Here is a 24,250-nt window from a genome sequence, read left to right as displayed (position 1 = left end):
GGGCTGACATGCAGCAACCAGAGAATGTCGTGATCGCCGACGCGCCGCTGCGCTGGCAGGACATCGTCGCCGTGGCCCGCTACGGGGCGCGCCTGTCGCTGTCCGACAGCGCCTGGGCGCGGATCGAGAATGCCCAGGCCATCGTCCGGCGCATCGTCGAAAGCGGCGAGCGCGCCTATGGCGTCAACACTGGCCTCGGCGCACTGTGCAACGTCGCGCTGGAAGGCGAGCAACTGAGCCGGCTGTCGAGCAACACCTTGCTCAGCCACGCCTGTGGCGTCGGCCCGGTACTGCCGGATGAACAGACCCGGGCGATCATCTGCGCCGCCATCACCAACTACAGCCACGGCAAGTCCGGCATCCAGCGGTCGGTGGTCGAAGCACTGCTGGCGCTGCTTGAGCGCGGCATCACCCCGCAAGTGCCGTCCCAGGGTTCGGTGGGTTACCTGACCCACATGGCCCATGTCGGCATCTGCCTGCTGGGCGTGGGCAAGGTCAGCTACCGTGGGCGGATCGTCGAGGCCGCCGAGGCCCTGGCCGAGGAAGGTCTGGCACCGGTGCAACTGGGTGCCAAGGACGGTCTGTGCCTGGTCAACGGTACGCCGTGCATGACCGGCCTGAGCTGCCTGGCGCTGGCCGATGCCACGCACCTGCTGCAATGGGCCGACGTCATCTCGGCCATGAGCTTCGAAGCCCTGCGCGGCCAGATCGCCGCGTTCGACGCCGAAATCATCGCGCTCAAGCCGCACCCCGGCATGCAGCAGGTCGGCAGCAACCTGCGGGCCTTGCTCGATGGCAGCGAAGTGATCGCCAGCAGCAAGGGTATCCGTACCCAGGACGCCCTGAGCATCCGCTCGATCCCGCAGGTCCACGGCGCCGCCCGCGACCAGTTGGCCCATGCGGCGAAGCAGATCGAGACCGAACTCAATTCCGCTACTGACAACCCGCTGCTGCTGGGCACGCCGGACAACTTCCGGGTCATGTCCCAGGCCAACCCGCACGGCCAGTCCGTGGCCATGGCTGCCGACCTGCTGGCGGTGGCTGTCGCCGAAACCGGCTCGATCGCCGAGCGCCGCCTCGACCGTCTGGTCAACCCGCACGTCAGCGGTTTGCCGGCGTTCCTGGTCGCCGAGCCGGGGGTCAACTCCGGGATGATGATCGTGCAGTACGTCGCCGCCTCGCTGTGCGCGGAGAACCGCCAGTTGGCGCAACCGGCGGTGCTCGACAACTACGTCACCTCGGGCCTGCAGGAAGATCACCTGAGCCTCGGCACCAGCGCCGCGCTTAAGCTGCACCGCGCCCTGGAAAACTGCACGCAGATCCTCGCCATCGAGTACCTGCTGGCGGGCCAGGCCTTCGAATTTCTCAAGGAGCAGCGCTTCGGCGCCGGCACCGGACGCGCCTGGCAGTTGCTGCGCGAACAGGTTCCGGCCTATCAGCAGGACCGTTGGCTGGCACCGGACATCGCCAGCGCGGCCGCGTTGCTCAAACAGCCGCAGTTGCCGCAGCGCGTGCTGCCGGCGCTGCTCTGAACCACGACAAGGAGCCAGAACATGAACCTCTTCACTTTGAATCCCGGCCAGGTCAGCCTCGCCGAATTGCGTGGTATCTATAAAACACCGGTGCGCCTGAGCCTTGCCGCCAGCGCCGGCGCGCAGATCGACGCCAGCGTTGCTTGCGTCGAGCAGATCCTCGCCGAGAACCGCACCGCCTACGGCATCAACACCGGCTTCGGCCTGCTGGCCTCGACCCGTATCGCCACCCACGACCTGGAAAACCTGCAGCGCTCGCTGGTGTTGTCCCATGCCGCCGGCATCGGCCAGCCGCTGGATGACGCCATGGTGCGGTTGATCATGGTGCTCAAGATCAACAGCCTCAGCCGTGGTTTCTCCGGTATTCGCCGCACCGTGATCGACGCGCTGATCGCCCTGGTCAACGCCGAGGTGTATCCGCACATCCCGCTCAAGGGCTCGGTCGGCGCTTCCGGTGACCTCGCGCCGCTGGCGCATATGTCGCTGGTGCTGCTGGGCGAGGGCAAGGCCCGCTATAAAGGCGAGTGGCTGTCGGCGGTGGACGCGCTGGCGGTTGCCGGCCTGAAACCCCTGACCCTGGCCGCCAAGGAAGGGCTGGCGCTGCTCAATGGCACCCAGGCCTCGACGGCTTACGCGCTGCGCGGCCTGTTCGAAGCCGAAGACCTGTTTGCCGCGGCCATCGCCTGTGGTGGCCTGACCGTTGAAGCGGTGCTGGGCTCCCGTTCGCCGTTCGATGCGCGCATCCATGCCGCACGCGGCCAGCGCGGCCAGATCGACGCAGCGGCCTGCTACCGCGATCTGCTGACCGACGGCACCGAGGTTTCCGCTTCCCACGAAAACTGCGGCAAGGTCCAGGACCCGTACTCCCTGCGCTGCCAGCCACAGGTCATGGGCGCCTGCCTGACCCAACTGCGCCAGGCCGCCGAAGTGCTCGCGGTGGAAGCCAACGCCGTTTCCGATAACCCGTTGGTATTCGCCGACCAGGGTGACGTGATTTCCGGCGGCAACTTCCACGCCGAACCCGTGGCCATGGCCGCCGACAACATGGCCTTGGCGATTGCCGAGATCGGCTCGCTGAGCGAGCGGCGCATCTCGCTGATGATGGACAAGCACATGTCGCAACTGCCGCCTTTCCTGGTGGAGAACGGCGGGGTCAACTCCGGCTTCATGATCGCCCAGGTCACCGCGGCGGCGCTGGCCAGCGAAAACAAGGCGCTGTCCCACCCGCACAGCGTGGACAGCCTGCCCACTTCGGCCAACCAGGAAGATCACGTGTCGATGGCGCCGGCTGCTGGCAAGCGTCTGTGGGAAATGGCCGAGAACACCCGCGGCGTCCTCGCCATCGAATGGCTGGGAGCCTGCCAGGGCCTGGACCTGCGCGCCGGCCTGAAGACGTCGGCCAAACTCGAAGAAGCGCGCAGGACCCTGCGTGACCGCGTTCCGCACTACGACAAGGACCGCTTCTTCGCCCCGGACATCGAGATTGCCGTCGAGCTGCTCGCCGAGGGCCGGCTGACCGGCCTGCTGCCCGTCGGCATCCTGCCGAGCCTGACCTGACGGAGACTTGTGGATGAAGACCCTCTGGCACAACTGCCATGTGGCAAGCATGGCCCAAGGCGACTACTCGATCATCGAAGACGCGGCCATCGTCACCGCCGACGGACGTATCGAGTGGATCGGCCCGCGTCAGGCGCTGCCGGACCCGGGTATCGAGCAGCGGGTGGACCTGGGCGGAGCCTGGGTCACCCCGGGCCTGATCGACTGCCACACCCACGCCGTGTTCGGTGGCAACCGCAGCGGTGAGTTCGAGCAACGCCTGCAAGGTGTCAGCTATGCCGAAATCGCCGCCCAGGGCGGCGGCATCGCCAGCACCGTGCGCGCGACCCGCGCGGCCAGCGAGGACGAGCTCTACAGCAGCGCCCTGCGCCGGGTGCGGGCGTTGATGCGCGATGGTGTGACCACGCTGGAAATCAAGTCCGGCTACGGCCTGGACCTGGACAGCGAGCGCAAGCTGCTCAAGGTCATCCGCCGCCTTGGCGAAAACCTGCCGCTGACCGTGCGCGCCACCTGTCTGGCCGCCCACGCCTTGCCGCCGGAATATGCCGGACGCAGCGATGACTACATCGAGCACATCTGCGAAGTGCTGCTTCCGGCGCTGGCCGCCGAGGGGCTGGTGGATGCGGTGGACGCTTTCTGCGAGTACCTGGCGTTTTCTCCGGCTCAGGTCGAGCGGGTGTTCATCAAGGCGCAGGCGCTGGGGCTACCGGTGAAGCTGCATGCCGAGCAGTTGTCGTCTCTCGCCGGATCCAGCCTTGCGGCGCGGTACCACGGGTTGTCGGCGGATCACCTGGAATTCATGACCGAAGACGACGCCATCGCCATGGCCGCCGCCGGTACCGTCGCGGTGTTGCTGCCTGGTGCTTTCTATTTCCTGCGCGAAACCCAACTGCCGCCGATGGACGCCCTGCGCAAGCACGGCGTGAAGATCGCCATCGCCAGCGACCTCAACCCCGGCACCTCGCCGGCGTTGTCGTTGCGGCTGATGCTGAACATGGCCTGCACCCTGTTCCGCATGACCCCGGAAGAAGCACTCGCGGGCGTCACCCTGCACGCCGCCACGGCGCTGGGCCTGGGCGACAGCCACGGCTCGCTGGAAGTGGGCAAGGTCGCCGACTTTGTCGCCTGGGATATCGAGCGGCCAGCCGACCTCTGCTATTGGCTGGGCGGTGACCTGGACAAGCGCGTGGTACGCCACGGCGTTGAACTGACTGACTGAGGCAAGCAACGATGGACAAGGTTTTGAGTTTTCATCAGGGCACGCTGCCGCTGCTGATCAGCATGCCGCATGCCGGCCTGCGTCTGGCCCCGGCGATCGAGCGCGGGCTGGTTGATCCGGCGCGCAGCCTGCCGGACACCGACTGGCACATCCCCCGGCTGTACGACTTCGCCCGCGAACTGGGCGCCAGCATCGTCGCTGCCGAGTACTCGCGCTTCGTCATCGACCTCAACCGGCCGGAAGATGACCAACCTTTATATACCGGTGCGACCACCGGCCTGTTCCCGGCGACCCTGTTCGATGGCCAGCCGCTGTACAAAGAGGGGCAAGTGCCGTCGAGCGCTGACCGCGCTCAGTACCTCGAAGAGATCTGGCGCCCGTACCACGACACCCTGCGGCAGGAGCTGGTGCGGTTGAAGGCGCAATTCGGTTATGTGTTGCTCTGGGACGCCCACTCGATCCGCTCCCACGTGCCGCACCTGTTCGACGGCAAGCTGCCGGACTTCAACCTTGGCACCTTCAATGGCGCCAGTTGTGATCCGCAACTGGCCGAGCGCCTGCAAGCGGTGTGCGGCGAGGCCCATGGCTACAGCCATGTGCTGAACGGCCGCTTCAAGGGCGGGCACATCACCCGGCATTACGGTGATCCGGCCAATGACATCCATGCGGTGCAACTGGAGCTGGCGCAGAGCACTTATATGGAAGAGGTGGAGCCGTTCAGGTATCGGGAGGATCTGGCGCAGCCGACCCAGGTGGTGCTTCGGCAGTTGCTGGAGGAAGTTCTGGCCTGGGGGCAGCGTCGTTATCGCTGACCTCATCGCCGCGGTTCGGCGCCCCGACAAGCCGGCTCCCACAAGGACTTGCTCAGATCACTGTGGGAGCCGGCTTGCCGGCGATAAGGCCATAGGCTTCACAAACCACTACCTCAAGAACACTTGACCCAACAGGGCATGCTCAAAGCGCAATTCGGGTTTATGATGCCCAACGGCAGAATAATTCCCACACGGAGTGCGTAATGCAGACCTTGTACCCGCAGATCAAACCCTACGCCCGGCACGATCTGGCCGTCGAAGCACCGCATGTACTGTACGTCGATGAGAGCGGTTCGCCGGAAGGTCTGCCGGTGGTGTTCATTCACGGTGGTCCCGGTGCCGGCTGCGATGCCCAGAGTCGCTGCTATTTCGACCCCAACGTCTACCGCATCATCACCTTCGACCAGCGTGGCTGCGGCCGCTCCACTCCCCACGCCAGCCTGGAAAACAACACCACCTGGCACCTGGTCGAAGACCTCGAGCGCATTCGCAAGCACCTGGGTATCGACAAATGGGTGCTGTTCGGCGGCTCCTGGGGCTCGACCCTGGCCCTGGCCTACGCCCAGACCCACCCCGAGCGCGTCCATGGCCTGATTCTGCGCGGCATCTTCCTGTGCCGTCCGCAAGAAATCGACTGGTTCTACCAGGCCGGCGCCAGCCGCCTGTTCCCGGACTACTGGCAGGACTATATCGCGCCGATCCCGGTGGAAGAGCGCGGCAATCTGGTCCAGGCCTTCCACAAGCGCCTCACCGGCAGCGATCAGATCGCCCAGATGCACGCCGCCAAGGCCTGGTCGACCTGGGAAGGTCGCACCGCCACCCTGCGCCCGAACCCGCTGGTGGTCGACCGCTTCTCCGAGCCGCAGCGCGCGCTGTCGATCGCCCGGATCGAATGCCACTACTTCATGAACAACGCCTTCCTCGAAGAAAACCAGTTGATCCGCGACATGGAGAAGATCGCCCACCTGCCGGCGGTGATCGTGCACGGTCGCTACGACGTGATCTGCCCGCTGGACAACGCCTGGGAACTGCACCAGGCCTGGCCGAACAGCGAGCTGAAGGTGATTCGCGACGCCGGTCATGCCGCCTCTGAGCCGGGGATCACCGATGCCCTGGTGCGCGCCGCCGACCAGATGTCCCGGCGTCTGCTGGACCTGCCGCTGGACGAAGCATGAAGGGGCTGCTGCAACGCGTGCGTGGCGCGCGGGTAGAAGTGGAGGGCGAAATCGTCGGTTCCGTGGACCAGGGCCTGCTGGTGCTGGTCGCGGTGGAGCCGGGCGACACCCCGGCCCACGCCGACAAGCTGCTGCACAAATTGCTCAACTACCGGGTCTTCAGTGACCCGCAGGGCAAGATGAACCTGTCCCTCAAGGACATCGACGGCGGCCTGCTGCTGGTGTCCCAGTTCACCTTGGCCGCCGACACTCAGAGCGGCCTGCGCCCGAGTTTCTCCACCGCCGCGCCGCCGGCCCTCGGCGCCGAGTTGTTCGACTACCTTTTGGCCCAGGCCAAGGCCAAACATGACACCGTCGCCAGCGGCCGTTTCGGGGCCGATATGCAGGTACATCTGGTCAATGATGGCCCCGTAACATTTATGTTACAAATATGAAGACAAAAAACCCCCTGTTTGCAGGAAAACAATGGGTTTTACAGCAAAAATAGTTGGCTGGCCCTGATGCGTTGTAACGCAGCCTGCTAGATAATCGCGCGCTACGTGGGCCGACGTTCGACGGCCTGTTTCACTCTGATTCGAGAACTGTCCGGAACCGTATGGGGAATCATTAAGCCCTTTCGGAGTCCGAACAGTGCTCGCCAACCCGGCATGTGTAGCTGGCCGTTGGTTCTCTAGATCTGTTTTCGGCGAGGGTTGCTCGTGATTGTAAGTCCCTGTAATGCACCAAGAATGCCTGCCAGCCGGCTGCGCAAGGCCCTGCTCGCAGGTTCGGCGCTGGTGTGCCTGCTCAGCGCCGGCCAGCTCTGGGCGTTCAACCTTGACGACGTAGCGGCCAAGGCGAAAGACCTGGCCGGGCAGAAGTACGAAGCACCAAAGAGCAACCTGCCAGCGGTCTTCCGCGACATGAAGTTCGCCGATTACCAGAAGATCCGCTTCCTGTCGGACAAGGCCGAATGGGCCAACGACAAGACCCCCTTCAAGCTGTCCTTCTATCACCAGGGCATGCACTTCGACACGCCGGTGAAGATCAACGAAGTCACCGCCACCAGCGTCGATGAAATCAAGTACGACCCAACCCGCTTCGATTTCGGCGACCTGAAGTTCGACGCCAAGGCTACCGAGCAGCTCGGTTATGCCGGTTTCCGTGTGCTGTTCCCGATCAACAAGGCGGACAAGCAGGACGAAATCATGACCCTGCTCGGCGCCAGCTACTTCCGCGTCGTCGGCAAGGGCCAGGTGTACGGCCTGTCGGCCCGTGGTCTGGCCATCGACACCGCGCTGCCGTCCGGCGAAGAATTCCCGCGCTTCACCGAGTTCTGGGTCGAACGCCCGAAAGCCAACGACAAGCACCTGGTGATCTACGCGTTGCTCGACTCGCCGCGTTCCACCGGCGCCTACAAGCTGATCCTGCGTCCGGGCAGCGACACCATCGTCGATGTGCAGTCCAAGGTGTTCCTGCGTGATCACGTCAGCCGCCTGGGTATCGCCCCGCTGACCAGCATGTACCTGTTCGGCAGCAACCAGCCGTCGCGAGTACCGAACTACCGTCCTGCGCTGCACGACTCCGAAGGTCTGTCGATCCACGCCGGTAACGGCGAGTGGCTGTGGCGTCCGCTGAACAACCCGAAACACCTGGCCGTGAGCAACTTCAGCGTGGAAAACCCGCGCGGCTTCGGTCTGCTGCAGCGCAACCGCAACTTCAGCTTCTATGAAGACCTGGACGACAACTACCAGAAGCGTCCAAGCACCTGGATCGAGCCTCGCGGTGACTGGGGCAAAGGCACCGTCGACCTAGTGGAAATCCCGACCGCTGACGAAACCAACGACAACATCGTTGCGTTCTGGAGCCCGGAAAAGCTGCCTGAGCCAGGCGTCCCGTTCGAATATGAATACCGCTTGCACTGGACCATGGACGAGTCGGCCTACCATTCGCCGAACCTCGGCTGGGTCAAGCAGACCCTGCGTTCCACCGGCGACGTCAAACAGTCCAACCTGATCCGCCAGCCGGATGGCAGCGTGGCCTTCCTGGTCGACTTCGAAGGCCCGGTCCTTGCGGCCCTGCCGGAAGACGCGGCGGTCCGCAGCCAGGTCAGCCTGGGCGACAACGCCGAGCTGGTTGAGAACAACCTGCGCTACAACCCTGAAATCAAGGGCTGGCGCCTGACCCTGCGGATGAAGGTCAAGGATCCGGGCAAGGCCGTCGAAATGCGCGCCGCCCTGGTTCGCGACGTCCCGGTCGAGCCGGACAAACCCGAGAAGCAGGAAAAACAGGAAAAACCTGCCAAGCAGGACAAGGCCGCCGCTAAAGCCGCGAAGGCCGAGCAACCTGCCGAGCAGCCTGCCGCTGAAGCGGCGCCCACTACTGGGGCCCCGGCGACCACCGAACAGGTGTTGACCGAGACCTGGAGCTATCAGTTGCCAGCCGATGAGTAACTCTTCAGCACGGCCAGAGTCGCTTGCCGAGTACCTGGCCCATCTACCCCTGAGCGACGAGCAGCGGGCGGAACTCGCCAACTGCAACTCGTTCAGCGAGTTGCACCAGCGCCTGTCTGCGCAGCCGAGCGCCGTCGATGCCGAGCCCGCCCAGGGTTCGGTCGGCAGCCGCCTGAGCCTGCTCAGCGCCACCGATATGGAAGAGGCCGAGATGCTCGGCCTCGACGCCAGCGGCCGGGTCTGCCTCAAGGCGACCCCGCCGATCCGTCGCACCCGGGTGATCCCCGAGCCATGGCGGACCAACATCCTGGTTCGTGGCTGGCGCCGTCTGACCGGCCGCACCAACGCCCCGGCCCCTGAGCAGCGTGAGCTGCCCAAGGCCCGCTGGCGCTGGGTTGGCTCGATGCGCCGCTACATCCTGCTGGCACTGATGATCGGTCAGACCATCGTCGCCGGCTGGTACATGAAAGGCATCCTGCCGTATCAGGGCTGGTCGTTCGTCGACCTCGACGAAGTCATGCACCAGCCACTGCTGCAGACCGCTGCGCAGGTCTGGCCGTATGCTTTGCAGACGTCCATCCTGATTCTGTTCGGCATTCTGTTCTGCTGGGTGTCGGCGGGTTTCTGGACCGCCCTGATGGGCTTCCTCGAACTGCTCACCGGGCGCGACAAATACCGCATCTCCGGCAGCAGTGCCGGCAATGAGCCGATCGAGGCGGGCGCGCGTACCGCGCTGGTCATGCCGATCTGCAACGAAGACGTGCCACGGGTGTTCGCCGGCCTGCGCGCGACTTTCGAGTCGGTCGCCGCCACCGGTAACCTCGACCGTTTCGACTTCTTCATCCTCAGCGACACCAACGACCCCGACATTGCCGTGGCCGAGCAACAGGCCTGGCTGGAAGTCTGCCGCGAGGCCAAGGGCTTCGGGCGGATCTTCTACCGTCGCCGCCGTCGCCGTGTGAAGCGCAAGAGCGGCAACCTCGACGACTTCTGCCGCCGTTGGGGCAGCGACTACCGCTACATGGTGGTCCTCGACGCCGACAGCGTAATGAGCGGCGACTGCCTCTCCAGCCTGGTTCGGTTGATGGAAGCCAACCCGGACGCCGGGATCATCCAGACCGCGCCGAAAGCCTCGGGCATGGACACCCTGTATGCGCGCATGCAGCAGTTCGCCACCCGCGTCTACGGCCCACTGTTCACTGCTGGCCTGCACTTCTGGCAACTGGGTGAGTCGCACTACTGGGGGCACAACGCGATCATCCGCATGAAGCCCTTCATTGAGCACTGCGCCCTGGCGCCGTTGCCGGGCAAGGGCGCTTTCGCCGGTGCGATTCTCTCCCACGACTTCGTCGAAGCCGCGCTGATGCGCCGCGCCGGCTGGGGCGTGTGGATTGCCTACGACCTGCCGGGCAGCTACGAAGAACTGCCGCCGAACCTGCTCGACGAGCTCAAGCGCGACCGACGCTGGTGCCACGGCAACCTGATGAACTTCCGCCTGTTCCTGGTCAAGGGCATGCACCCGGTGCACCGTGCGGTGTTCCTCACCGGGGTGATGTCCTACCTGTCGGCGCCGTTGTGGTTCTTCTTCCTGGTGCTGTCCACCGCGCTGCTGGCGACCAACACCCTGATGGAGCCGCAGTACTTCCTCGAACCACGGCAGTTGTACCCGCTGTGGCCGCAGTGGCACCCGGAAAAAGCCATCGCGCTGTTCTCCACCACCATCGTGCTGCTGTTCCTGCCCAAGCTGCTCAGCGTCATTCTGATCTGGGCCAAGGGCGCGACGGAGTTTGGCGGGCGGATCAAGGTCACCCTGTCGATGCTGCTGGAGATGCTGTTCTCCATGCTGCTGGCGCCGGTGCGGATGATTTTCCACACCCGTTTCGTCCTCGCCGCGTTCCTCGGCTGGGCCGCGACCTGGAACTCGCCGCAACGTGACGACGACTCCACGCCGTGGAGCGAAGCGGTCCGCCGTCATGGTCCGCAGACCTTGCTGGGCGTGGCCTGGGCGCTGCTGGTGGCTTGGCTGAACCCGAGCTTCCTGTGGTGGCTGGTACCGATCGTGGGCTCGCTGACCCTGTCGATCCCGGTGTCGGTGATTTCCAGTCGGGTCAACCTGGGCCTGCGCGCCAAGGACGAGAAGCTGTTCCTCATCCCTGAGGAATACGCGACGCCGCCTGAGCTGTTGGCCACCGACCAGTACACCCACGAGAACCGCTGGCACGCGCTGCACGACGGTTTCGTCCGGGCCGTGGTCGATCCACAGCAGAACGCCCTGGCTTGCGCCCTGGCCACCGCTCGCCATGCGGTCGCCGAGCCGATCGAGGCGCTGCGCGCCGAGCGCATCGCCAAGGCATTGCAGGTCGGGCCGTCGGGCCTGGACGGCAATACCCGTCTGGCGCTGCTCAGCGATCCGGTCGCCCTGTCCCGGCTGCACGACCGCGTCTGGGCCGAGCACAACAGTGCCTGGCTGGACGTCTGGCGTCAGTCGATCGACAACGATCCGCACTCGCCGCTGCTGCCTCTGCATCCCGAAGAGGCAGCCCAGCCAACGCTGGCCAATGCCTGATCCCCACGCGGGGCGACATTCGTCGCCCCGCGCTGTTTTTCTGGTATCAATAAGTAACAAAGTCGTCATGGGTGCTAGGTCCCATGCCGCTCATGCGTTAGCATCCCGCCCCGACTATCGCGCGACGTCTGTAGGACTTTTCGCGCAACAATAAAATTAAGCGTTTTCTTGTTGGGGGAACCTGGTGATGTTCAAAAAGTACCTGTCGATGTTGCTGGTCGGCGTCGCCGCCACTGTCGCGGTCAGCACCGCACAAGCCGGCGCCATCGATGACGCGGTCAAGCGCGGCACCCTGCGGGTGGGCATGGACCCTACCTACATGCCGTTCGAGATGACCAACAAGCGTGGCGAGATCATCGGCTTCGAAGTGGACATCATCAAGGCCATGGCCAAGTCCATGGGCGTCAAGCTGGAGATGGTTTCCACCGCCTATGACGGCATCATCCCGGCACTGATGACCAACAAGTTCGACATCATCACCAGCGGCATGACCCTGACCCAGGAACGCAACCTGAAGCTGAACTTCAGCGAGCCCTTCATCGTTGTCGGCCAGACCCTGCTGATTCGCAAGGAACTGGAAGGCAAGATCAAGTCCTATAAAGACCTCAACAGCCCTGAATACCGCCTGACCTCCAAGCTGGGCACCACCGGTGAGATGGTCGCCAAGAAATTGATCGGCAAGGCCCAGTACCATGGCTACGACAACGAACAGGAAGGCGTACTGGACGTGGTCAACGGCAAGGCTGATGCCTTCGTCTACGACGCACCCTACAACGTGGTGGCAGTGACCAAGGTCGGCGCCGGCAAGCTGGTCTACCTCGACGAACCGTTCACCTACGAGCCGCTGGCCTTCGGTCTGAAGAAAGGCGACTACGACAGCATCAACTTCATCAACAACTTCCTGCACCAGATCAAGCACGACGGCACCTACGATCGAATCCACGACAAGTGGTTCAAGAAGACCGAGTGGCTGAAGGACATGGAATAAGCGACAGCTCCAAGCCGCAAGCTGCAAGCTGCAAGAAAAGGCGGATCGCCATCGACCCGCTTTTACTTGCAGCTTGTTGCTTGCGGCTTTCGGCTTAATGGGGAATCCCAACGTGATCAAACACAAGAAATCCCAGTGGCCCTGGCACGGGCTGACCGCGCTGGTCCTGGTCGGACTGGCGATCAGTCTGTATTTCGCCACCTCGATGATTTCCTACGAGTGGCGCTGGAACCGCATCCCGCAGTATTTCGCCTACCAGGCCGAGGAAGCACATCGCGCCTCCGGCTACGGCACGGTGCAGGACATCGTGCGCCAGGGCGACACCGCGCGGGTGACCCTGCGTGACGAAGACGGCACCGAGCAGGTGCTGGACGTCGACCAGGCCAGCCTGCAACTGGCCAAGGGCGATGACGTTGCCGAGGGCGACCTGATCGGCCTGACCCACCACTGGGCGGCCGGCCCGCTGGCCTGGGGGCTGTGGACCACGGTGTGGATTTCCGTGGCGTCCGGGATCATCGGTCTGTTGATCGGTCTGTTCGCCGGGCTGTGTCGTCTCTCCAGCAACCCGACCCTGCGTGACCTGTCCACGGTGTATGTCGAGCTGGTGCGCGGCACGCCGTTGCTGGTGCAGATCTTCATTTTCTATTTCTTCATCGGCACCGTGCTCAACCTCTCCCGCGAGTTCGCCGGGGTTGCCGCGCTGGCGCTGTTCACTGGCGCCTATGTGGCGGAGATCGTCCGAGCGGGCGTGCAGTCCATCGCCAGGGGGCAGGGCGAGGCCGCTCGTTCCCTGGGCCTGAGCGCCGCCCAGTCGATGCGCCACGTGGTTCTGCCGCAAGCGTTCAAGCGCGTGCTGCCGCCGCTGGCCGGGCAGTTCATCAGCCTGGTCAAGGACACGTCGCTGGTCTCGGTGATCGCCATCACCGAACTGACCAAGAGTGGCCGGGAGGCGATCACCACCTCGTTCTCGACTTTCGAGATCTGGTTCTGCGTCGCCGGGCTGTACCTGCTGATCAACCTGCCGCTGTCGCATTTCGCCAGCCGGCTCGAGCGGAGGCTTGCGCAAAGTGATTGAAGTCCGTGATCTGGTAAAAGTCTTCGACACCCGCGGCCAGGTGGTGCGGGCTGTGGATAACGTCAGCACCAACGTCGCTCGCGGCGAAGTGCTGGTGGTGCTCGGCCCGTCCGGCTCCGGCAAATCGACCTTCCTGCGCTGCCTGAACGGCCTGGAGTCGTTCGATGCTGGCAGCGTCGCCATCGACGGTCTGCAACTGGCCGACCCGAAGACCGACGTCAACGCCTACCGTCGTGAAGTCGGCATGGTGTTCCAGCACTTCAACCTGTTCCCGCACATGACCGTGCTGGAGAACCTGTGCCTGGCGCAGAAAGTCGTGCGCAAGCGTGGCAAGGCCGAGCGCGAGGCCAAGGCGCGGGCGCTGCTGGAGAAGGTCGGGATCGGCCAGAAGGCCAACGAGTACCCGTCGCGGCTCTCGGGTGGCCAGCAGCAGCGCGTAGCGATTGCCCGGGCGCTGGCGATGGACCCGAAAGTCATGCTGTTCGACGAGCCCACCTCGGCGCTGGACCCGGAAATGGTCGGCGAGGTGCTGGACGTGATGAAGACCCTGGCCCAGGAAGGCATGACCATGGTCTGCGTAACCCACGAAATGGGCTTTGCCCGGGAAGTGGCGGACCGGGTGCTGTTCTTCGATCACGGCAAACTGCTGGAAGATTCGCCGCCGGAGGAATTCTTCACCACGCCGAAGGACCTGCGGGCCCAGGCGTTCCTGCGTCAGGTCCTGTAATTCTCGCGACGGTTCGGCGTTCCGACAAGCTCGCTCCTACAGGTCTCTGTAGGAGCGAGCTTGCTCGCGAGAGGCCCTCACGTCAGATCCGGAACCGCGCCACCAGCCCCTGCAAATGTGTCCCCAGCCGCGCCAGCTCTACGCTGGACGCCGCCGTCTCTTCGCTCGCCGCGCTGGTCTGATCCGACACGTCGCGCACGCTCATCACACTGCGATTGATTTCTTCCGCCACGGCGCTCTGCTGCTCTGCCGCCGCCGCAATTTGCTGGTTCATCGACTGGATCGACGACACCGTGCGGGTAATGGTTTCCAGCGAAACACCCGCACTACGGGTCAGTTCGACGCTGCTTTCGGTCAGACCACGGCTGTTGTCCATGACGCTGGCGACCTGCTGGGTACCGCTCTGCAAGCCGGCGATCAGTTCTTCGATCTCCTCGGTGGACTGCTGAGTGCGCTGGGCCAGGCTGCGCACTTCGTCGGCGACCACGGCGAAACCACGTCCGGCCTCGCCCGCACGGGCTGCTTCGATGGCGGCATTGAGCGCCAGGAGGTTGGTCTGCTGGGCCACCGACTTGATCACATCGAGCACGCTGCCGATCTTCTCGCTCTCGGACTTGAGCTTGTTCATCGCCGCGCTGGAGTTACCCACTTCCTTGGCCAGGCGCTCGATCTGCGCAATCACCTCGGATACCACGCGGTCACCCTCGCGGGCCTGCTGGTCGGCCATCAGCGCCGCCTCGGAGGCTTCCTCGGCGTTGCGCGCGACTTCATGCACGGTCGCGGCCATTTCGTTCATGGCGGTGGCAACCTGATCGGTCTCGACTTTCTGGCTGTTGACCCCGGCACTGGTCTGCTCGGTAACGGCGGAGAGTTCTTCGGCGGCGCTGGCAATCTGGGTGACGCCGTCGCTGATGCCACCGATCAGCTCGCGCAAGCTGACGGTCATGCGCTGCATGCTGCGCTGCAACTGGCCCATTTCGTCGAGACGCTGGTCGGTGAGGTCGTGGCTGAGGTCGCCGCTGGCGATGCGGTCCACGGCGGTCAGGGTGTGGCGCAGGGGAACGATGATCTGCCGGGTGATGGCCCAGGAAGCGATCACGCCGAACAGCATGGCCAGCACCGTGGCGAGGGCCAGGGTCGACTTGGCGTTCTTCGATTCGGCATCGCGCAGTTGGGTCTGGGACTTGGTCAGTTCCATGCTCAGGTTGAGCAGCCTGGTGCCTTGTTCGCCCATCAGCCGCAGGGCCTGGTCACTGGCTTCCTGGGCGGTGCCGAACTGCACCACGGCGCCGCGATAGACGCCCAGCGATTCGGTGGCGCTGCCGAGGTTGGCGTGGTGCTCGCTTGGGATTTTGCCCGGCAGGGCCTTGAGCAAGGCGACCGCCTGGTCGATGGCGGTCAGCGCGGTCTGCTGGAATTCAGGTTTGGCGCTGTAGGTGTAGCCACGGACCTGGAAGCGTGCCTGCTGTAGCAGTTTGGACACTTCAACGGCGTTGTTGAACAGCACGGCGTCGCCGCTCTGCAGCAGCGCCTGCTCGACCTGGGCAAGCAGTCCTGCGGCCTTGTCGGCGCTGGCGCCGAGTGCGGCACGGGCGGCCTCGCGGGCGTCCGCGGCGGCTTTCAGGTCGGCGAAGTAACGCTGGTAGGCCTGCACGGCGTCGCGCTGCTGTTGCAGGCGCTTGCTGTCTTCGGCCTCGCTGACGCGCTTGCTGACGTTCTGCAGCACACCGTCCAGTGACGCCAGGGCGTTTTCCACCAACGTGGTCGACGCGGCATCGCGGTTGTGTTCGTAGCTCTGGCGGGCAATGCGCAGGACCTGGGTGCCCTGGTACACCTCGGAGATTTCGCCGAGCTTGTCGCCACGGTTGATCACGCCTTCGAGGCCCAGCCAACCGGTGAGGGTGATCACCAGGGTCAGCAGCAGGACGATGCTGAAGCCGATGCCCAGCTTGAGGTTGACGCTCACATTACCCAGGTGCTGGGCCATCCAACGGTACATGGTGTGACTCCACTTCGATCGATCAGGCAGGTTCTTTATTCTGGTGTTCCTGCATCGGCGCGGGGGCACAAAACTGTAGGCGGCAAAAGCGTCTAAACCGGGGCTGAGGGGGTAGCCAATGGTCTTATATAAAGTGTGGGAATTACCTTAGAACAGACGCGCTAGCAGAGCCGTGACGGCGGTTTCCACTCGCAGGATGCGATCACCCAGTTGCACCGGTGCCAGTCCGGCTTTGCCCAGCAGATCGATCTCGTAAGGAATCCAGCCACCTTCCGGACCGATGGCCAGGGTCACCGCTTCGTTCACGCCGCGTGGGCAGGGCGGGTGGTTGCCGGGGTGGCCGACCAGGCCAAGGGTGTTCTGGGCGATGGCAGGCAGGCGGTCTTCGACGAAGGGCTTGAAGCGCTTCTCGATGATGACCTCGGGCAGCACCGTGTCCCGGGCCTGTTCCAGGCCGAGGATGAGGTTCTCGCGGATCGCTGCGGGGTCGAGGAAGGGGGTTTGCCAGAAGCTCTTTTCCACCCGGTAACTGTTGACCAGCACCAGCTTCGCCACGCCCATGGTGGCGACGGTCTGGAACACCCGGCGGAGCATTTTCGGGCGGGGCAGGGCGAGGATCAGGGTCAGCGGCAGCTTGGCCGGTGGCGGCTGGTCGAAGCTCAGCGAGAGCTCCGCTTCATGGCCTTCCAGCCGTTCTATCGTGGCCTGGCCCATCAGGCCACCGAGGCGGCCGACGCGCAGGCTGTCACCCACCGCGACGCGGTGGATGTCCTGCATGTGGGTGAAGCGGCGGTCGCTCAGGACCGCGCGGTCGGCCGCGATGAAGTCGGCCTCTTCGAGCAGCAGCAGGTTCACGCCTGGGTCGCTGGCGGCTGGTCGTCAGGGGTGTCGTTGCGTTCGTCATGCTCCTGGCTGCGCTTGCGGATCAAGCTGCCGAACAGCACGCCGATTTCGAACAGCATCCACATCGGCACGGCCAGCAGGGTCTGCGAGAAGATGTCCGGCGGGGTCAGGATCATGCCGACCACGAAGCAGCCGATGATCACGTACGGGCGGACCTTGCGCAGGTACTGCACGTCCACCACGCCGATCCACACCAGCAGCACCACCGCGACAGGAATCTCGAAGGCAACGCCGAATGCGAAGAACAGCGTCATGACGAAATCGAGGTAACTGGCGATGTCGGTCATCATCGACACGCCTTCGGGGGTCGCGCTGGCGAAGAAACCGAAGATCAGCGGGAACACCAGGAAGTAGGCGAAGGCCATGCCGGCGTAGAACAGGAAGATGCTGGACACCAGCAGCGGAATGGCGATGCGCTTTTCATGGCGGTACAGGCCCGGCGCGATGAAGCCCCAGATCTGGTGCAGGATGAACGGGATCGCCAGGAACAGCGAAACGATCATGGTCAGCTTGAACGGCGTCAGGAACGGCGAGGCCACGTCGGTGGCGATCATCGTCGCGTTGGCCGGCAAGTGCGCGCGCAGCGGCGCCGAGACCAGGGTGTAGATCTGCTGGGCGAAGGAGAACAGGCCGATGAAGATCAGAAAGACCGCCGCGACGCAGCGCAGCAGGCGAGTACGCAGTTCAGTCAGGTGCGAGACCAGCGGCATGGGCTGGTCGTGTTCCGGAATTTCGCTCATGGGGCTCGCGGCGGTTGGGTCGGTTCGGTGGACGCCGGTTGGGGCGCGTCGGCGGGTGCCGTCGGCGCCGCGGGGGCTTCGGAGATTACGGCGGCGGTGGCGGGGGCCACGTGCTCGCTGCCCGGCGTGGTGGACGGATCGGGCGTCACGCTGCTCGGGTTGAGGATACGTCGGGCTTCCTGCTCCAGGGAGAGGATGTGCTCGTTGTGCAGTTGCCGACGGATATCGTCAGCGCCGATCTCGCGCTCTACTTCCTGCTTGATCGCGTTGAAGCTGCGCTTGAGGCGCCCTACCCACAGGCCGGCGGTGCGCGCCGCGCCAGGCAGGCGCTCGGGTCCGAGCACCACAAGGGCGACCAGACCGACGAGCAGCAACTCACTGAAGCTGATCCCGAACATGAGTTCACTCTTTCCTTGCAGGTTCAGCGTCCTGAACCTTCTGCGCCTGGCCGTCGATGGTGTGCGGCTGGTTCAGTGGGGTGCCCTGCGGTTGTACCGGCTGGGAAGGTTGTGCAGTTTGCACGGTCGGCTCGGCAGGCTTGTCGTCTTCGTTCATGGCCTTGCGGAAGCCCTTGATCGACTCGCCCAGGTCGCCGCCGAAGTTCTTCAGTTTCTTGGTACCGAATACCAGTACCACGACGACCAGCAGAACAATCCAGTGTTTCCAGTCAAAAATACCCATGGTGCAGTTCCTCGAATGAATTCAGTTAGGCCGATGGCTGGCGGGCCGCCTTTTCGTCGTGGCCGGACAGTCCGAAACGGCGCTCCAGCTCGTCCAGCACGGCTTGCGGGTGCTGGCCCAGTGCGGAGAGCATGACCAGGCTATGGAACCACAGGTCGGCGGTTTCATAGATGACATCGCTGTAATCTCCGCTGGTGGCGGCGTCCTTGGCGGCGATGATGGTTTCCACCGACTCTTCGCCGACCTTCTCCAGGATCTTGTTCAGGCCCTTGTGGTACAGGCTGGCGACGTAGGAGCTGTCGGGGGCCGCGCCTTTGCGCGATTCCAGCACTTCGGCCAGGCGGGTCAGGGTGTCGCTCATGTCAGTGTCCTGCGCTGTAGATGGCATTCGGGTCTTTGAGGACCGGATCGACGGTTTTCCACTGGCCGTCCTCGAAGACGCGATAGAAGCAGCTTTCGCGGCCGGTATGGCAGGCGATGTGCCCCAGTTGCTCGACCATCAGGATGATCACGTCGGCGTCGCAGTCCAGGCGCATTTCGTGCAGCTTCTGCACGTGGCCGGACTCCTCGCCCTTGCGCCACAGTTTGCCACGGGAGCGCGACCAGTAGATGGCGCGCTGCTCGGCGGCGGTCAGGGCCAGCGATTCGCGGTTCATCCAGGCCATCATCAGCACGCGTCCGGTCTTGTGGTCCTGGGCGATGGCCGGCACCAGGCCGTCGCTGTTCCAGTTGATCTCGTCCAGCCAGTCTTTCATCTTCGACTCCAAAAAAGGCCACGGCCCCACGCCGATGCCGCCCGCTAGTGTGCCAGCCGTTCAACCGGCTGGCTATCGACGCACCACCAGGTAGAGGCCCGCCGCCAGCATCAGCCAGGCCGGCCAGGCACTGGTCGCAGCGAGGTTCTCGGCACCGGCGGCGAGCGTTGCGCCGCCTGCCAGCAAGCCGGCGCCGAGCAGGCGCAGGGCCCAGTGGTCATGCTGCTTCCAGGGTGCTGGAGGGTCGTTGAGGTGGGGTTGCGACATGCGCTCGAGCAGGTCGCGGGTCATGTTGGCGAGGTGCGGCACCTGCTCGACCTGGCTGTGCAGGTTCTGCAGCAGGGTCTTGGGGCTTACCCGGTCGCGCATCCAGCGTTCGAGGAAGGGCTGGGCGGTGCTCCACAGGTCAAGATCGGGATAGAGCTGGCGGCCCAGGCCTTCGATGTTCAGCAGGGTTTTCTGCAATAGAACGAGTTGCGGCTGGACTTCCATGTTGAAGCGCCGCGCGGTCTGGAACAGACGCATCAGCACCTGGCCGAAGGAGATGTCCTTGAGCGGTTTCTCGAAGATCGGCTCGCAGACGGTGCGGATCGCCGCTTCGAATTCGTTGAGCTTGGTCTGCGCCGGCACCCAGCCGGAATCGATGTGCAACTGCGCCACGCGACGGTAGTCGCGCTTGAAGAAGGCGAACAGGTTGCGCGCCAGATAGTCCTGGTCTTCGGGGGTGAGGCTGCCGACGATGCCGCAGTCGATGGCGATGTACTGCGGGCTCCACGGCTTCACGGTGCTGACAAAGATGTTGCCGGGGTGCATGTCGGCGTGGAAGAAACTGTCGCGGAACACCTGGGTGAAGAAAATCTCCACGCCACGCTCGGCGAGCATCTTCATGTCGGTACGCTGGTCGGCGAGGGTGACAAGGTCGGTGACCTGGATGCCGTAGATGCGCTCCATCACCAGCACCTTGGGCCGGCACCAGTCCCAGTAGACCTGGGGCACGTACATCATCTCCGAGCCTTCGAAGTTGCGCTTGAGCTGGCTGGCGTTGGCCGCCTCGCGGAGCAGGTCGAGTTCGTCGTAGATGGTTTTTTCGTAATCGCTGACCACTTCCACCGGGTGCAGCAGGCGGGCGTCGGCGGAGACCCGCTCGGCGCCGCGGGCAATCAGGAACAGCCAGGCCAGGTCCTGGGCGATCACTGGCTTGAGGCCGGGCCGCACCACCTTGACCACCACTTCTTCACCGCTCTTGAGGCGAGCGGCGTGAACCTGGGCCACCGAAGCCGAAGCCAGCGGTTCGACGTCGAAGCGGGCAAACACTTCGCCGACCTTGGCGCCGAGTTGTTCTTCGATCAGCGCCACGGCTTTCTGCGAATCGAATGGCGGCACGCGGTCCTGCAGCAGCATCAGTTCGTCGGCGATGTCCGCCGGCAACAGATCGCGACGGGTGGAAAGCAACTGGCCGAACTTGATGAAGATCGGCCCGAGGTCCTGCAGCGCCAGGCGCAGGCGCGCGCCACGGCTCAGGTCGAGCTGTTTGCGCGGCAGCCAGCGCCACGGCATGAGCAGCCGCAAGGCGGCCAGCCACCAGGGCAGGGGCTGGTCGAACAGCAGGTCATCGAGACGGTAGCGGATCACGACGCGCTGGATGCGCAACAGACGGCGGACGGCAAGCAGCTTCATGCGTTATCGCTGGATTCAAGGGATCGGGCAAGGCGCTCGATGCGCGCCTCGAGGCGTTCAATGTCGAGCTTGAGGGTGTCGAGTTCGCCGAAGCGCGCTTCGGCTTCACGCTGGCCAACCAGCGTGCGGGATTCTTCCGCCAGGTATTCGGAGGCGGTCTGGCTCAGGCTGGTCAGGCTCTGGCGGGTCCACTTCGCGCTGTTGCGCAGGTGGCCGCTGAGCAACTGGGTCGCCACCGGACCGAGCCAGCGAGAGACTTCGTACTCCCAGTCCAGCTCCAGGTCCTGCAGCACGCCAACCAGATCCAGCAACACCGCGCTGTCGCCTTCCAGCTCGACCTGCGGGCTGTGCAGCACGGCGGTCTTGTCCTGGCTCAAGGCCAGTTGCACCAGGCTGGTAGCCGGGGCGCGGAGGGTGCAGTCGGCCGGATTGAGCCACTGGCTGGCCAGCAGCAGACCTTCATCGCTGGGCAGGATGAACAACTGCAGGGCGGGCTGGCGGCAGTCGATGGCAATGACTTTGCCATCGAGCGGCGCCAACCGCGGCAATGCGGTGCTGTCCAGGCGCAGGACACGGTTGAGGCCGTGTTCGACGCTGGCGAGAAGGCCGGCCAGCAGCATCAGGGTTTGATACCGCGGTGCAGGGCGACGATGCCGTTGGTCATGTTGTGGTAGGTGACGCGGTCGAAGCCGGCGTCGACCATCATGGCCTTGAGGGTTTCCTGGTCCGGGTGCATGCGGATCGATTCGGCCAGGTAGCGATAGCTTTCCGAGTCGTTGGTGATCAGCTTGCCGGCCAGCGGCATGAAGGCGAAGGAGTACGCGTCGTAGACCTTGGACATGAAGGTGCTGGTCGGCTTGGAGAACTCCAGCACCAGCAGGCGGCCGCCCGGCTTGAGGACGCGCAGCATCGAGCGCAGGGCATCTTCTTTATGGGTGACGTTGCGCAGGCCGAAGGCGATGGTTACGCAGTCGAAATGGTTGTCCGGGAAGGGCAGCTTTTCCGCGTCGGCCTGGACGAACTCGACGTTGCCGGCCACGCCCAGATCGAGCAGGCGGTCACGCCCGACCTTGAGCATCGAGGCGTTGATGTCGGCCAGCACGACCTGGCCGGTAGGGCCGACCAGATGGGAGAACTTGCGGGTCAGGTCACCGGTACCGCCGGCGATATCCAGTACCCGGTTGCCGCTGCGCACACCGGACAGCTCGATGGCAAAGCGCTTCCACAGGCGGTGCATGCCTACGGAAAGCACGTCGTTCATCAGGTCGTATTTGGCGGCTACGGAGTGGAAAACCTCGGCGACTTTGTCGGCCTTCTGGCTTTCGGGCACGCTCTTGTAGCCGAAATGGGTGGTGGGTTCGGCGTTGTCGCCGTTGCGCTGGTCGTTCATATCGCTTCACCGGGAAAAATTACTGGCCATTCTAGGGCGTGCGGCTGGATTTGTCTTTGGCGGGGTGTGTCGCGGCGCGGGGCGTAGGCATAATGCGCGAGTATGCCCTTGCAGCCAGGATCAAGTGAATGACCCAGATCAGCGTTGAACGTAAACACAGCCTCGGCCGCGATGCCGCCCGTCAGAAGGCTGAGGCCCTGGTGGAAAAACTGTCCAGCCAATACGACCTCAAGGCTGAATGGAAAGGCGACCGGGTCGAGGTCAAACGCAGCGGTGCCAACGGCAGTGTCGAGATCGGCGATGACAGCATTCGCGTCGAACTGAAACTGGGGATGATGCTGTCGATGATGGGCGGCACCATCAAGGCCGAAATCGAACGCGCCCTCGACAAGGCGCTCGCCTGACGGCTCCCCAGCTGCAAGTTTCAAGCTACAAGCCACATGAGGCTACGGTCCTGTCCGCAGCCTCATCTCCACCACAGTCTCTCTTGCCGCTTGAAACTTGCAGCTTGCCGCTGCCGTTAGGGTGCTGATTCTAATTTTTCTCCTTACTTTTACGCTCAGGCCCCCGAATCCGTGGGCAGTTCTTCCATTCCGTCACGAGTGCGAGGTGCAGAGCATGGCCAAAGTGATCCTGAAGAAAAAAGACGATATTCAAAACAGCCTGACAGACGTCCGCGGCTACGCGCGCAAAATCTGGCTGGCCGGTCTGGGTGCCTACACCCGGGTGGGCCAGGAGAGCGCCGGCTACGTCAAGGACCTGATCAAGGCGGGTGAAGTGGTCGAGAAGCGTGGCAAGAAACGCCTCGATCATGAGCTCGATGCCGCCAACGGCGAGATCGATTCGGCGAAGCAAGAACTTCGCAGTGTGAAGGGCAAAGTCGAAGTCCAACTGGACAAAATCGAAAAGGCTTTCGACACACGGGTGGCCAGCGCCTTGAATCGCATCGGCATTCCGTCTAAACATGACGTGGAGGCACTTTCTGCCAAGCTCGATGAGCTGACGGCGTTGCTCGAACGTGTCACGGCAAAAAAATAAGGAGAGCGGGATGGCTGGCAAGAAAAATACTGAAAAAGAAGGCAGCTCCTGGATTGGGGGAATCGAGAAGTACTCCCGCAAGATCTGGCTGGCTGGTCTGGGTATCTACTCGAAGATCGACCAGGAAGGCGCCAAGACGTTCGACGACCTGGTCAAGGAAGGCGAGAAGGCCGAGAAGCAGGCGAAGAAGGGCGTTGACGCCGTGAAAGACGGTGCCAAGGACAGCGCTAAATCCGCCACGTCGCGCGTTACCGATGCGAAGGACCGTGCGCTGGGCAAATGGAGCGAACTGGAAGGCGCATTCGACAAGCGCCTGAACAGCGCCATCTCGCGTCTCGGCGTGCCGAGCCGCAATGAGATCAAGGCGTTGCACAGCAAGGTCGACACGCTGACCAAGCAGATCGAGAAGCTCACCGGTGCATCGGTCACGCCGATTTCCGCGAAGACCTCGACCGCGAGCAAGGCTGCGGCCAAACCGCTGGCCAAGGCTGCACCGAAAGCGGCTGCCAAGCCTGCGGCGAAAACCGCTGCGGCCAAGCCGGCTGCCAAAACTGCAGCGGCCAAGCCTGCAGCAGCCAAGCCTGCAGCAGCCAAGACTGCTGCCGCAAAACCTGCGGCGGCAAAACCGGCTGTCAAGCCTGCGGCGAAACCCGCGGCCAAGCCGGCAGCAGCCAAGCCTGCAGCGGCGAAAAAGCCAGCTGTGAAAAAGGCAGCGGCGCCGAAACCGGCCGCCAAGCCGGCTGCTCCAGCGGCCAGCGCTGCCCCAGTGGCACACGCAGCTCCGGCTGCCAGCGCCGCACCAGCAGCGCCGGCGCCTTCGGCTCCGACCCCGACCAGCCAGACCTGATCACAGGCGACTGCAAGCAAAACGCCCGGCTTAGTGCCGGGCGTTTTGTTTTCCGGAGTAGTGTCTCCTGTGGGAGCGAGTTCACTCGCGAAGGGCTGCGCAGCGGCCCCAAAGCCGGGTTCGACGTTGTGTCAGGC

General features: G+C 64.0%; 24 protein-coding genes and 1 pseudogene. 14 read left to right on the top strand and 11 right to left on the bottom strand.

Going from position 1 to position 24,250, the window contains the following annotated elements; all coding sequences use genetic code 11:
• Positions 1–8: 8 nt before the first annotated feature.
• The 11 genes from DM374_RS25140 (at position 9) to DM374_RS25090 (ending at position 14,083) form a co-directional block, all read left to right on the top strand.
• A complete protein-coding gene (locus DM374_RS25140) occupies positions 9–1,532 on the top strand; it encodes an HAL/PAL/TAL family ammonia-lyase (RefSeq protein ID WP_110972303.1) in 1,524 nt (507 codons plus the stop codon).
• Positions 1,533–1,553: 21 nt separating this feature from the next.
• The gene (gene hutH / locus DM374_RS25135) at positions 1,554–3,089 is read left to right on the top strand and encodes a histidine ammonia-lyase (RefSeq protein ID WP_110972302.1); all 1,536 of its coding nucleotides are present in this window, start codon (positions 1,554–1,556) and stop codon (positions 3,087–3,089) included.
• 13 nt (positions 3,090–3,102) lie between these two features.
• Positions 3,103–4,308, top strand: a complete 1,206-nt coding sequence (gene hutI, locus DM374_RS25130) for an imidazolonepropionase (RefSeq protein ID WP_110972301.1) — start codon at positions 3,103–3,105, stop codon at positions 4,306–4,308.
• Positions 4,309–4,319: 11 nt separating this feature from the next.
• A complete protein-coding gene (hutG, locus tag DM374_RS25125) occupies positions 4,320–5,120 on the top strand; it encodes an N-formylglutamate deformylase (protein ID WP_110972300.1) in 801 nt (266 codons plus the stop codon).
• A gap of 203 nt (positions 5,121–5,323) precedes the next feature.
• Positions 5,324–6,295, top strand: a complete 972-nt coding sequence (gene pip / locus DM374_RS25120) for a prolyl aminopeptidase (protein ID WP_110972299.1) — start codon at positions 5,324–5,326, stop codon at positions 6,293–6,295.
• On the top strand, positions 6,292–6,729 hold the full coding sequence (gene dtd, locus DM374_RS25115) for a D-aminoacyl-tRNA deacylase (RefSeq protein WP_110972298.1): 438 nt from the start codon (positions 6,292–6,294) through the stop codon (positions 6,727–6,729). The genes pip and dtd overlap by 4 nt, the downstream gene beginning before the upstream one ends.
• Before the next feature lie 264 nt (positions 6,730–6,993).
• The gene (locus DM374_RS25110) at positions 6,994–8,727 is read left to right on the top strand and encodes a glucan biosynthesis protein G (protein ID WP_318531819.1); all 1,734 of its coding nucleotides are present in this window, start codon (positions 6,994–6,996) and stop codon (positions 8,725–8,727) included.
• Complete coding sequence (gene mdoH, locus DM374_RS25105) at positions 8,720–11,293, top strand: glucans biosynthesis glucosyltransferase MdoH (RefSeq protein WP_110972296.1); 2,574 nt, start codon at positions 8,720–8,722, stop codon at positions 11,291–11,293. The genes DM374_RS25110 and mdoH overlap by 8 nt, the downstream gene beginning before the upstream one ends.
• Positions 11,294–11,480: 187 nt before the next feature.
• Positions 11,481–12,281: a transporter substrate-binding domain-containing protein gene (locus DM374_RS25100; protein ID WP_110972295.1), complete on the top strand. Its 801-nt coding sequence runs from the start codon at positions 11,481–11,483 to the stop codon at positions 12,279–12,281.
• 112 nt (positions 12,282–12,393) lie between these two features.
• Entirely contained in the window at positions 12,394–13,356 is a 963-nt protein-coding gene (locus DM374_RS25095) for an amino acid ABC transporter permease (protein ID WP_110972294.1), read from the top strand.
• Entirely contained in the window at positions 13,349–14,083 is a 735-nt protein-coding gene (locus tag DM374_RS25090) for an amino acid ABC transporter ATP-binding protein (RefSeq protein ID WP_110972339.1), read from the top strand. Before DM374_RS25095 ends, DM374_RS25090 begins: the two co-directional genes overlap by 8 nt.
• Before the next feature lie 82 nt (positions 14,084–14,165).
• Here the strand turns inward: DM374_RS25090 and DM374_RS34495 are convergent, their stop codons facing one another.
• The 11 genes and pseudogenes from DM374_RS34495 to ubiE all read right to left on the bottom strand — a co-directional run bounded on the left by DM374_RS34495 (position 14,166) and on the right by ubiE (position 22,228).
• Complete coding sequence (locus DM374_RS34495; protein WP_404821378.1) at positions 14,166–14,870, bottom strand: methyl-accepting chemotaxis protein; 705 nt, start codon at positions 14,868–14,870, stop codon at positions 14,166–14,168.
• Between the two features lie 198 nt (positions 14,871–15,068).
• Positions 15,069–16,070 (bottom strand): annotated as a pseudogene (locus DM374_RS34490) (methyl-accepting chemotaxis protein); the annotation flags it as partial.
• Between the two features lie 159 nt (positions 16,071–16,229).
• The gene (locus DM374_RS25080; RefSeq protein WP_110972292.1) at positions 16,230–16,937 is read right to left on the bottom strand and encodes a 16S rRNA (uracil(1498)-N(3))-methyltransferase; all 708 of its coding nucleotides are present in this window, start codon (positions 16,935–16,937) and stop codon (positions 16,230–16,232) included.
• Complete coding sequence (gene tatC, locus DM374_RS25075) at positions 16,934–17,725, bottom strand: twin-arginine translocase subunit TatC (RefSeq protein ID WP_110972291.1); 792 nt, start codon at positions 17,723–17,725, stop codon at positions 16,934–16,936. The genes DM374_RS25080 and tatC overlap by 4 nt, the downstream gene beginning before the upstream one ends.
• Complete coding sequence (gene tatB, locus DM374_RS25070; RefSeq protein WP_110972290.1) at positions 17,722–18,123, bottom strand: Sec-independent protein translocase protein TatB; 402 nt, start codon at positions 18,121–18,123, stop codon at positions 17,722–17,724. Before tatB ends, tatC begins: the two co-directional genes overlap by 4 nt.
• A gap of 4 nt (positions 18,124–18,127) precedes the next feature.
• On the bottom strand, positions 18,128–18,406 hold the full coding sequence (locus tag DM374_RS25065; protein ID WP_110972289.1) for a twin-arginine translocase TatA/TatE family subunit: 279 nt from the start codon (positions 18,404–18,406) through the stop codon (positions 18,128–18,130).
• A gap of 25 nt (positions 18,407–18,431) precedes the next feature.
• Complete coding sequence (locus tag DM374_RS25060) at positions 18,432–18,767, bottom strand: phosphoribosyl-ATP diphosphatase (RefSeq protein ID WP_110972288.1); 336 nt, start codon at positions 18,765–18,767, stop codon at positions 18,432–18,434.
• Between the two features lies 1 nt (position 18,768).
• Positions 18,769–19,161 carry a phosphoribosyl-AMP cyclohydrolase gene (gene hisI / locus DM374_RS25055; RefSeq protein WP_110972287.1) on the bottom strand — a complete coding sequence of 131 codons (393 nt, stop codon included), beginning with the start codon at positions 19,159–19,161 and terminating at the stop codon, positions 18,769–18,771.
• A 72-nt stretch (positions 19,162–19,233) separates the two neighbouring features.
• Entirely contained in the window at positions 19,234–20,838 is a 1,605-nt protein-coding gene (gene ubiB / locus DM374_RS25050) for a ubiquinone biosynthesis regulatory protein kinase UbiB (RefSeq protein WP_110972286.1), read from the bottom strand.
• Complete coding sequence (locus DM374_RS25045) at positions 20,835–21,458, bottom strand: ubiquinone biosynthesis accessory factor UbiJ (protein ID WP_095155843.1); 624 nt, start codon at positions 21,456–21,458, stop codon at positions 20,835–20,837. The genes ubiB and DM374_RS25045 overlap by 4 nt, the downstream gene beginning before the upstream one ends.
• A complete protein-coding gene (gene ubiE / locus DM374_RS25040; protein ID WP_095155844.1) occupies positions 21,458–22,228 on the bottom strand; it encodes a bifunctional demethylmenaquinone methyltransferase/2-methoxy-6-polyprenyl-1,4-benzoquinol methylase UbiE in 771 nt (256 codons plus the stop codon). The genes DM374_RS25045 and ubiE overlap by 1 nt, the downstream gene beginning before the upstream one ends.
• A gap of 128 nt (positions 22,229–22,356) precedes the next feature.
• Between ubiE and DM374_RS25035 the strand changes: the two genes are divergently transcribed.
• From DM374_RS25035 to DM374_RS25025, 3 genes are all read left to right on the top strand, one after another.
• Complete coding sequence (locus DM374_RS25035; protein ID WP_095155845.1) at positions 22,357–22,632, top strand: polyhydroxyalkanoic acid system family protein; 276 nt, start codon at positions 22,357–22,359, stop codon at positions 22,630–22,632.
• A gap of 214 nt (positions 22,633–22,846) precedes the next feature.
• Positions 22,847–23,266 (top strand): phasin family protein, encoded by a 420-nt coding sequence (locus tag DM374_RS25030; RefSeq protein ID WP_095156108.1) that lies wholly within the window; start codon positions 22,847–22,849, stop codon positions 23,264–23,266.
• A 10-nt stretch (positions 23,267–23,276) separates the two neighbouring features.
• A complete protein-coding gene (locus DM374_RS25025; RefSeq protein ID WP_110972285.1) occupies positions 23,277–24,113 on the top strand; it encodes a phasin family protein in 837 nt (278 codons plus the stop codon).
• Positions 24,114–24,250: the final 137 nt, after the last annotated feature.

Origin of the sequence: Pseudomonas huaxiensis, from assembly GCF_003231275.1 — a bacterium.
In the GTDB taxonomy this organism is placed as follows: Bacteria; Pseudomonadota; Gammaproteobacteria; order Pseudomonadales; family Pseudomonadaceae; genus Aquipseudomonas; species Aquipseudomonas huaxiensis.
The sequence above is the reverse complement of the archived record's forward strand: the minus strand, read 5'-3'. Positions and strand labels throughout refer to the sequence as shown.

What these genes read in the sequence shown, in the direction of transcription:
- DM374_RS25140 (WP_110972303.1), top strand. Translation starts at nt 9, where the DNA reads ATGCAGCAACCAGAGAATGTCGTGATCGCCGACGCGCCGCTGCGCTGG.
- hutH (WP_110972302.1), top strand. Translation starts at nt 1,554, where the DNA reads ATGAACCTCTTCACTTTGAATCCCGGCCAGGTCAGCCTCGCCGAATTG.
- hutI (WP_110972301.1), top strand. Translation starts at nt 3,103, where the DNA reads ATGAAGACCCTCTGGCACAACTGCCATGTGGCAAGCATGGCCCAAGGC.
- hutG (WP_110972300.1), top strand. Translation starts at nt 4,320, where the DNA reads ATGGACAAGGTTTTGAGTTTTCATCAGGGCACGCTGCCGCTGCTGATC.
- pip (WP_110972299.1), top strand. Translation starts at nt 5,324, where the DNA reads ATGCAGACCTTGTACCCGCAGATCAAACCCTACGCCCGGCACGATCTG.
- dtd (WP_110972298.1), top strand. Translation starts at nt 6,292, where the DNA reads ATGAAGGGGCTGCTGCAACGCGTGCGTGGCGCGCGGGTAGAAGTGGAG.
- mdoH (WP_110972296.1), top strand. Translation starts at nt 8,720, where the DNA reads ATGAGTAACTCTTCAGCACGGCCAGAGTCGCTTGCCGAGTACCTGGCC.
- DM374_RS25100 (WP_110972295.1), top strand. Translation starts at nt 11,481, where the DNA reads ATGTTCAAAAAGTACCTGTCGATGTTGCTGGTCGGCGTCGCCGCCACT.
- DM374_RS34495 (WP_404821378.1), bottom strand. Translation starts at nt 14,870, where the DNA reads ATGGCCGCGACCGTGCATGAAGTCGCGCGCAACGCCGAGGAAGCCTCC.
- tatC (WP_110972291.1), bottom strand. Translation starts at nt 17,725, where the DNA reads ATGAGCGAAATTCCGGAACACGACCAGCCCATGCCGCTGGTCTCGCAC.
- tatB (WP_110972290.1), bottom strand. Translation starts at nt 18,123, where the DNA reads ATGTTCGGGATCAGCTTCAGTGAGTTGCTGCTCGTCGGTCTGGTCGCC.
- DM374_RS25065 (WP_110972289.1), bottom strand. Translation starts at nt 18,406, where the DNA reads ATGGGTATTTTTGACTGGAAACACTGGATTGTTCTGCTGGTCGTCGTG.
- DM374_RS25060 (WP_110972288.1), bottom strand. Translation starts at nt 18,767, where the DNA reads ATGAGCGACACCCTGACCCGCCTGGCCGAAGTGCTGGAATCGCGCAAA.
- hisI (WP_110972287.1), bottom strand. Translation starts at nt 19,161, where the DNA reads ATGAAAGACTGGCTGGACGAGATCAACTGGAACAGCGACGGCCTGGTG.
- ubiB (WP_110972286.1), bottom strand. Translation starts at nt 20,838, where the DNA reads ATGAAGCTGCTTGCCGTCCGCCGTCTGTTGCGCATCCAGCGCGTCGTG.
- DM374_RS25045 (WP_095155843.1), bottom strand. Translation starts at nt 21,458, where the DNA reads ATGCTGCTGGCCGGCCTTCTCGCCAGCGTCGAACACGGCCTCAACCGT.
- ubiE (WP_095155844.1), bottom strand. Translation starts at nt 22,228, where the DNA reads ATGAACGACCAGCGCAACGGCGACAACGCCGAACCCACCACCCATTTC.
- DM374_RS25035 (WP_095155845.1), top strand. Translation starts at nt 22,357, where the DNA reads ATGACCCAGATCAGCGTTGAACGTAAACACAGCCTCGGCCGCGATGCC.
- DM374_RS25030 (WP_095156108.1), top strand. Translation starts at nt 22,847, where the DNA reads ATGGCCAAAGTGATCCTGAAGAAAAAAGACGATATTCAAAACAGCCTG.
- DM374_RS25025 (WP_110972285.1), top strand. Translation starts at nt 23,277, where the DNA reads ATGGCTGGCAAGAAAAATACTGAAAAAGAAGGCAGCTCCTGGATTGGG.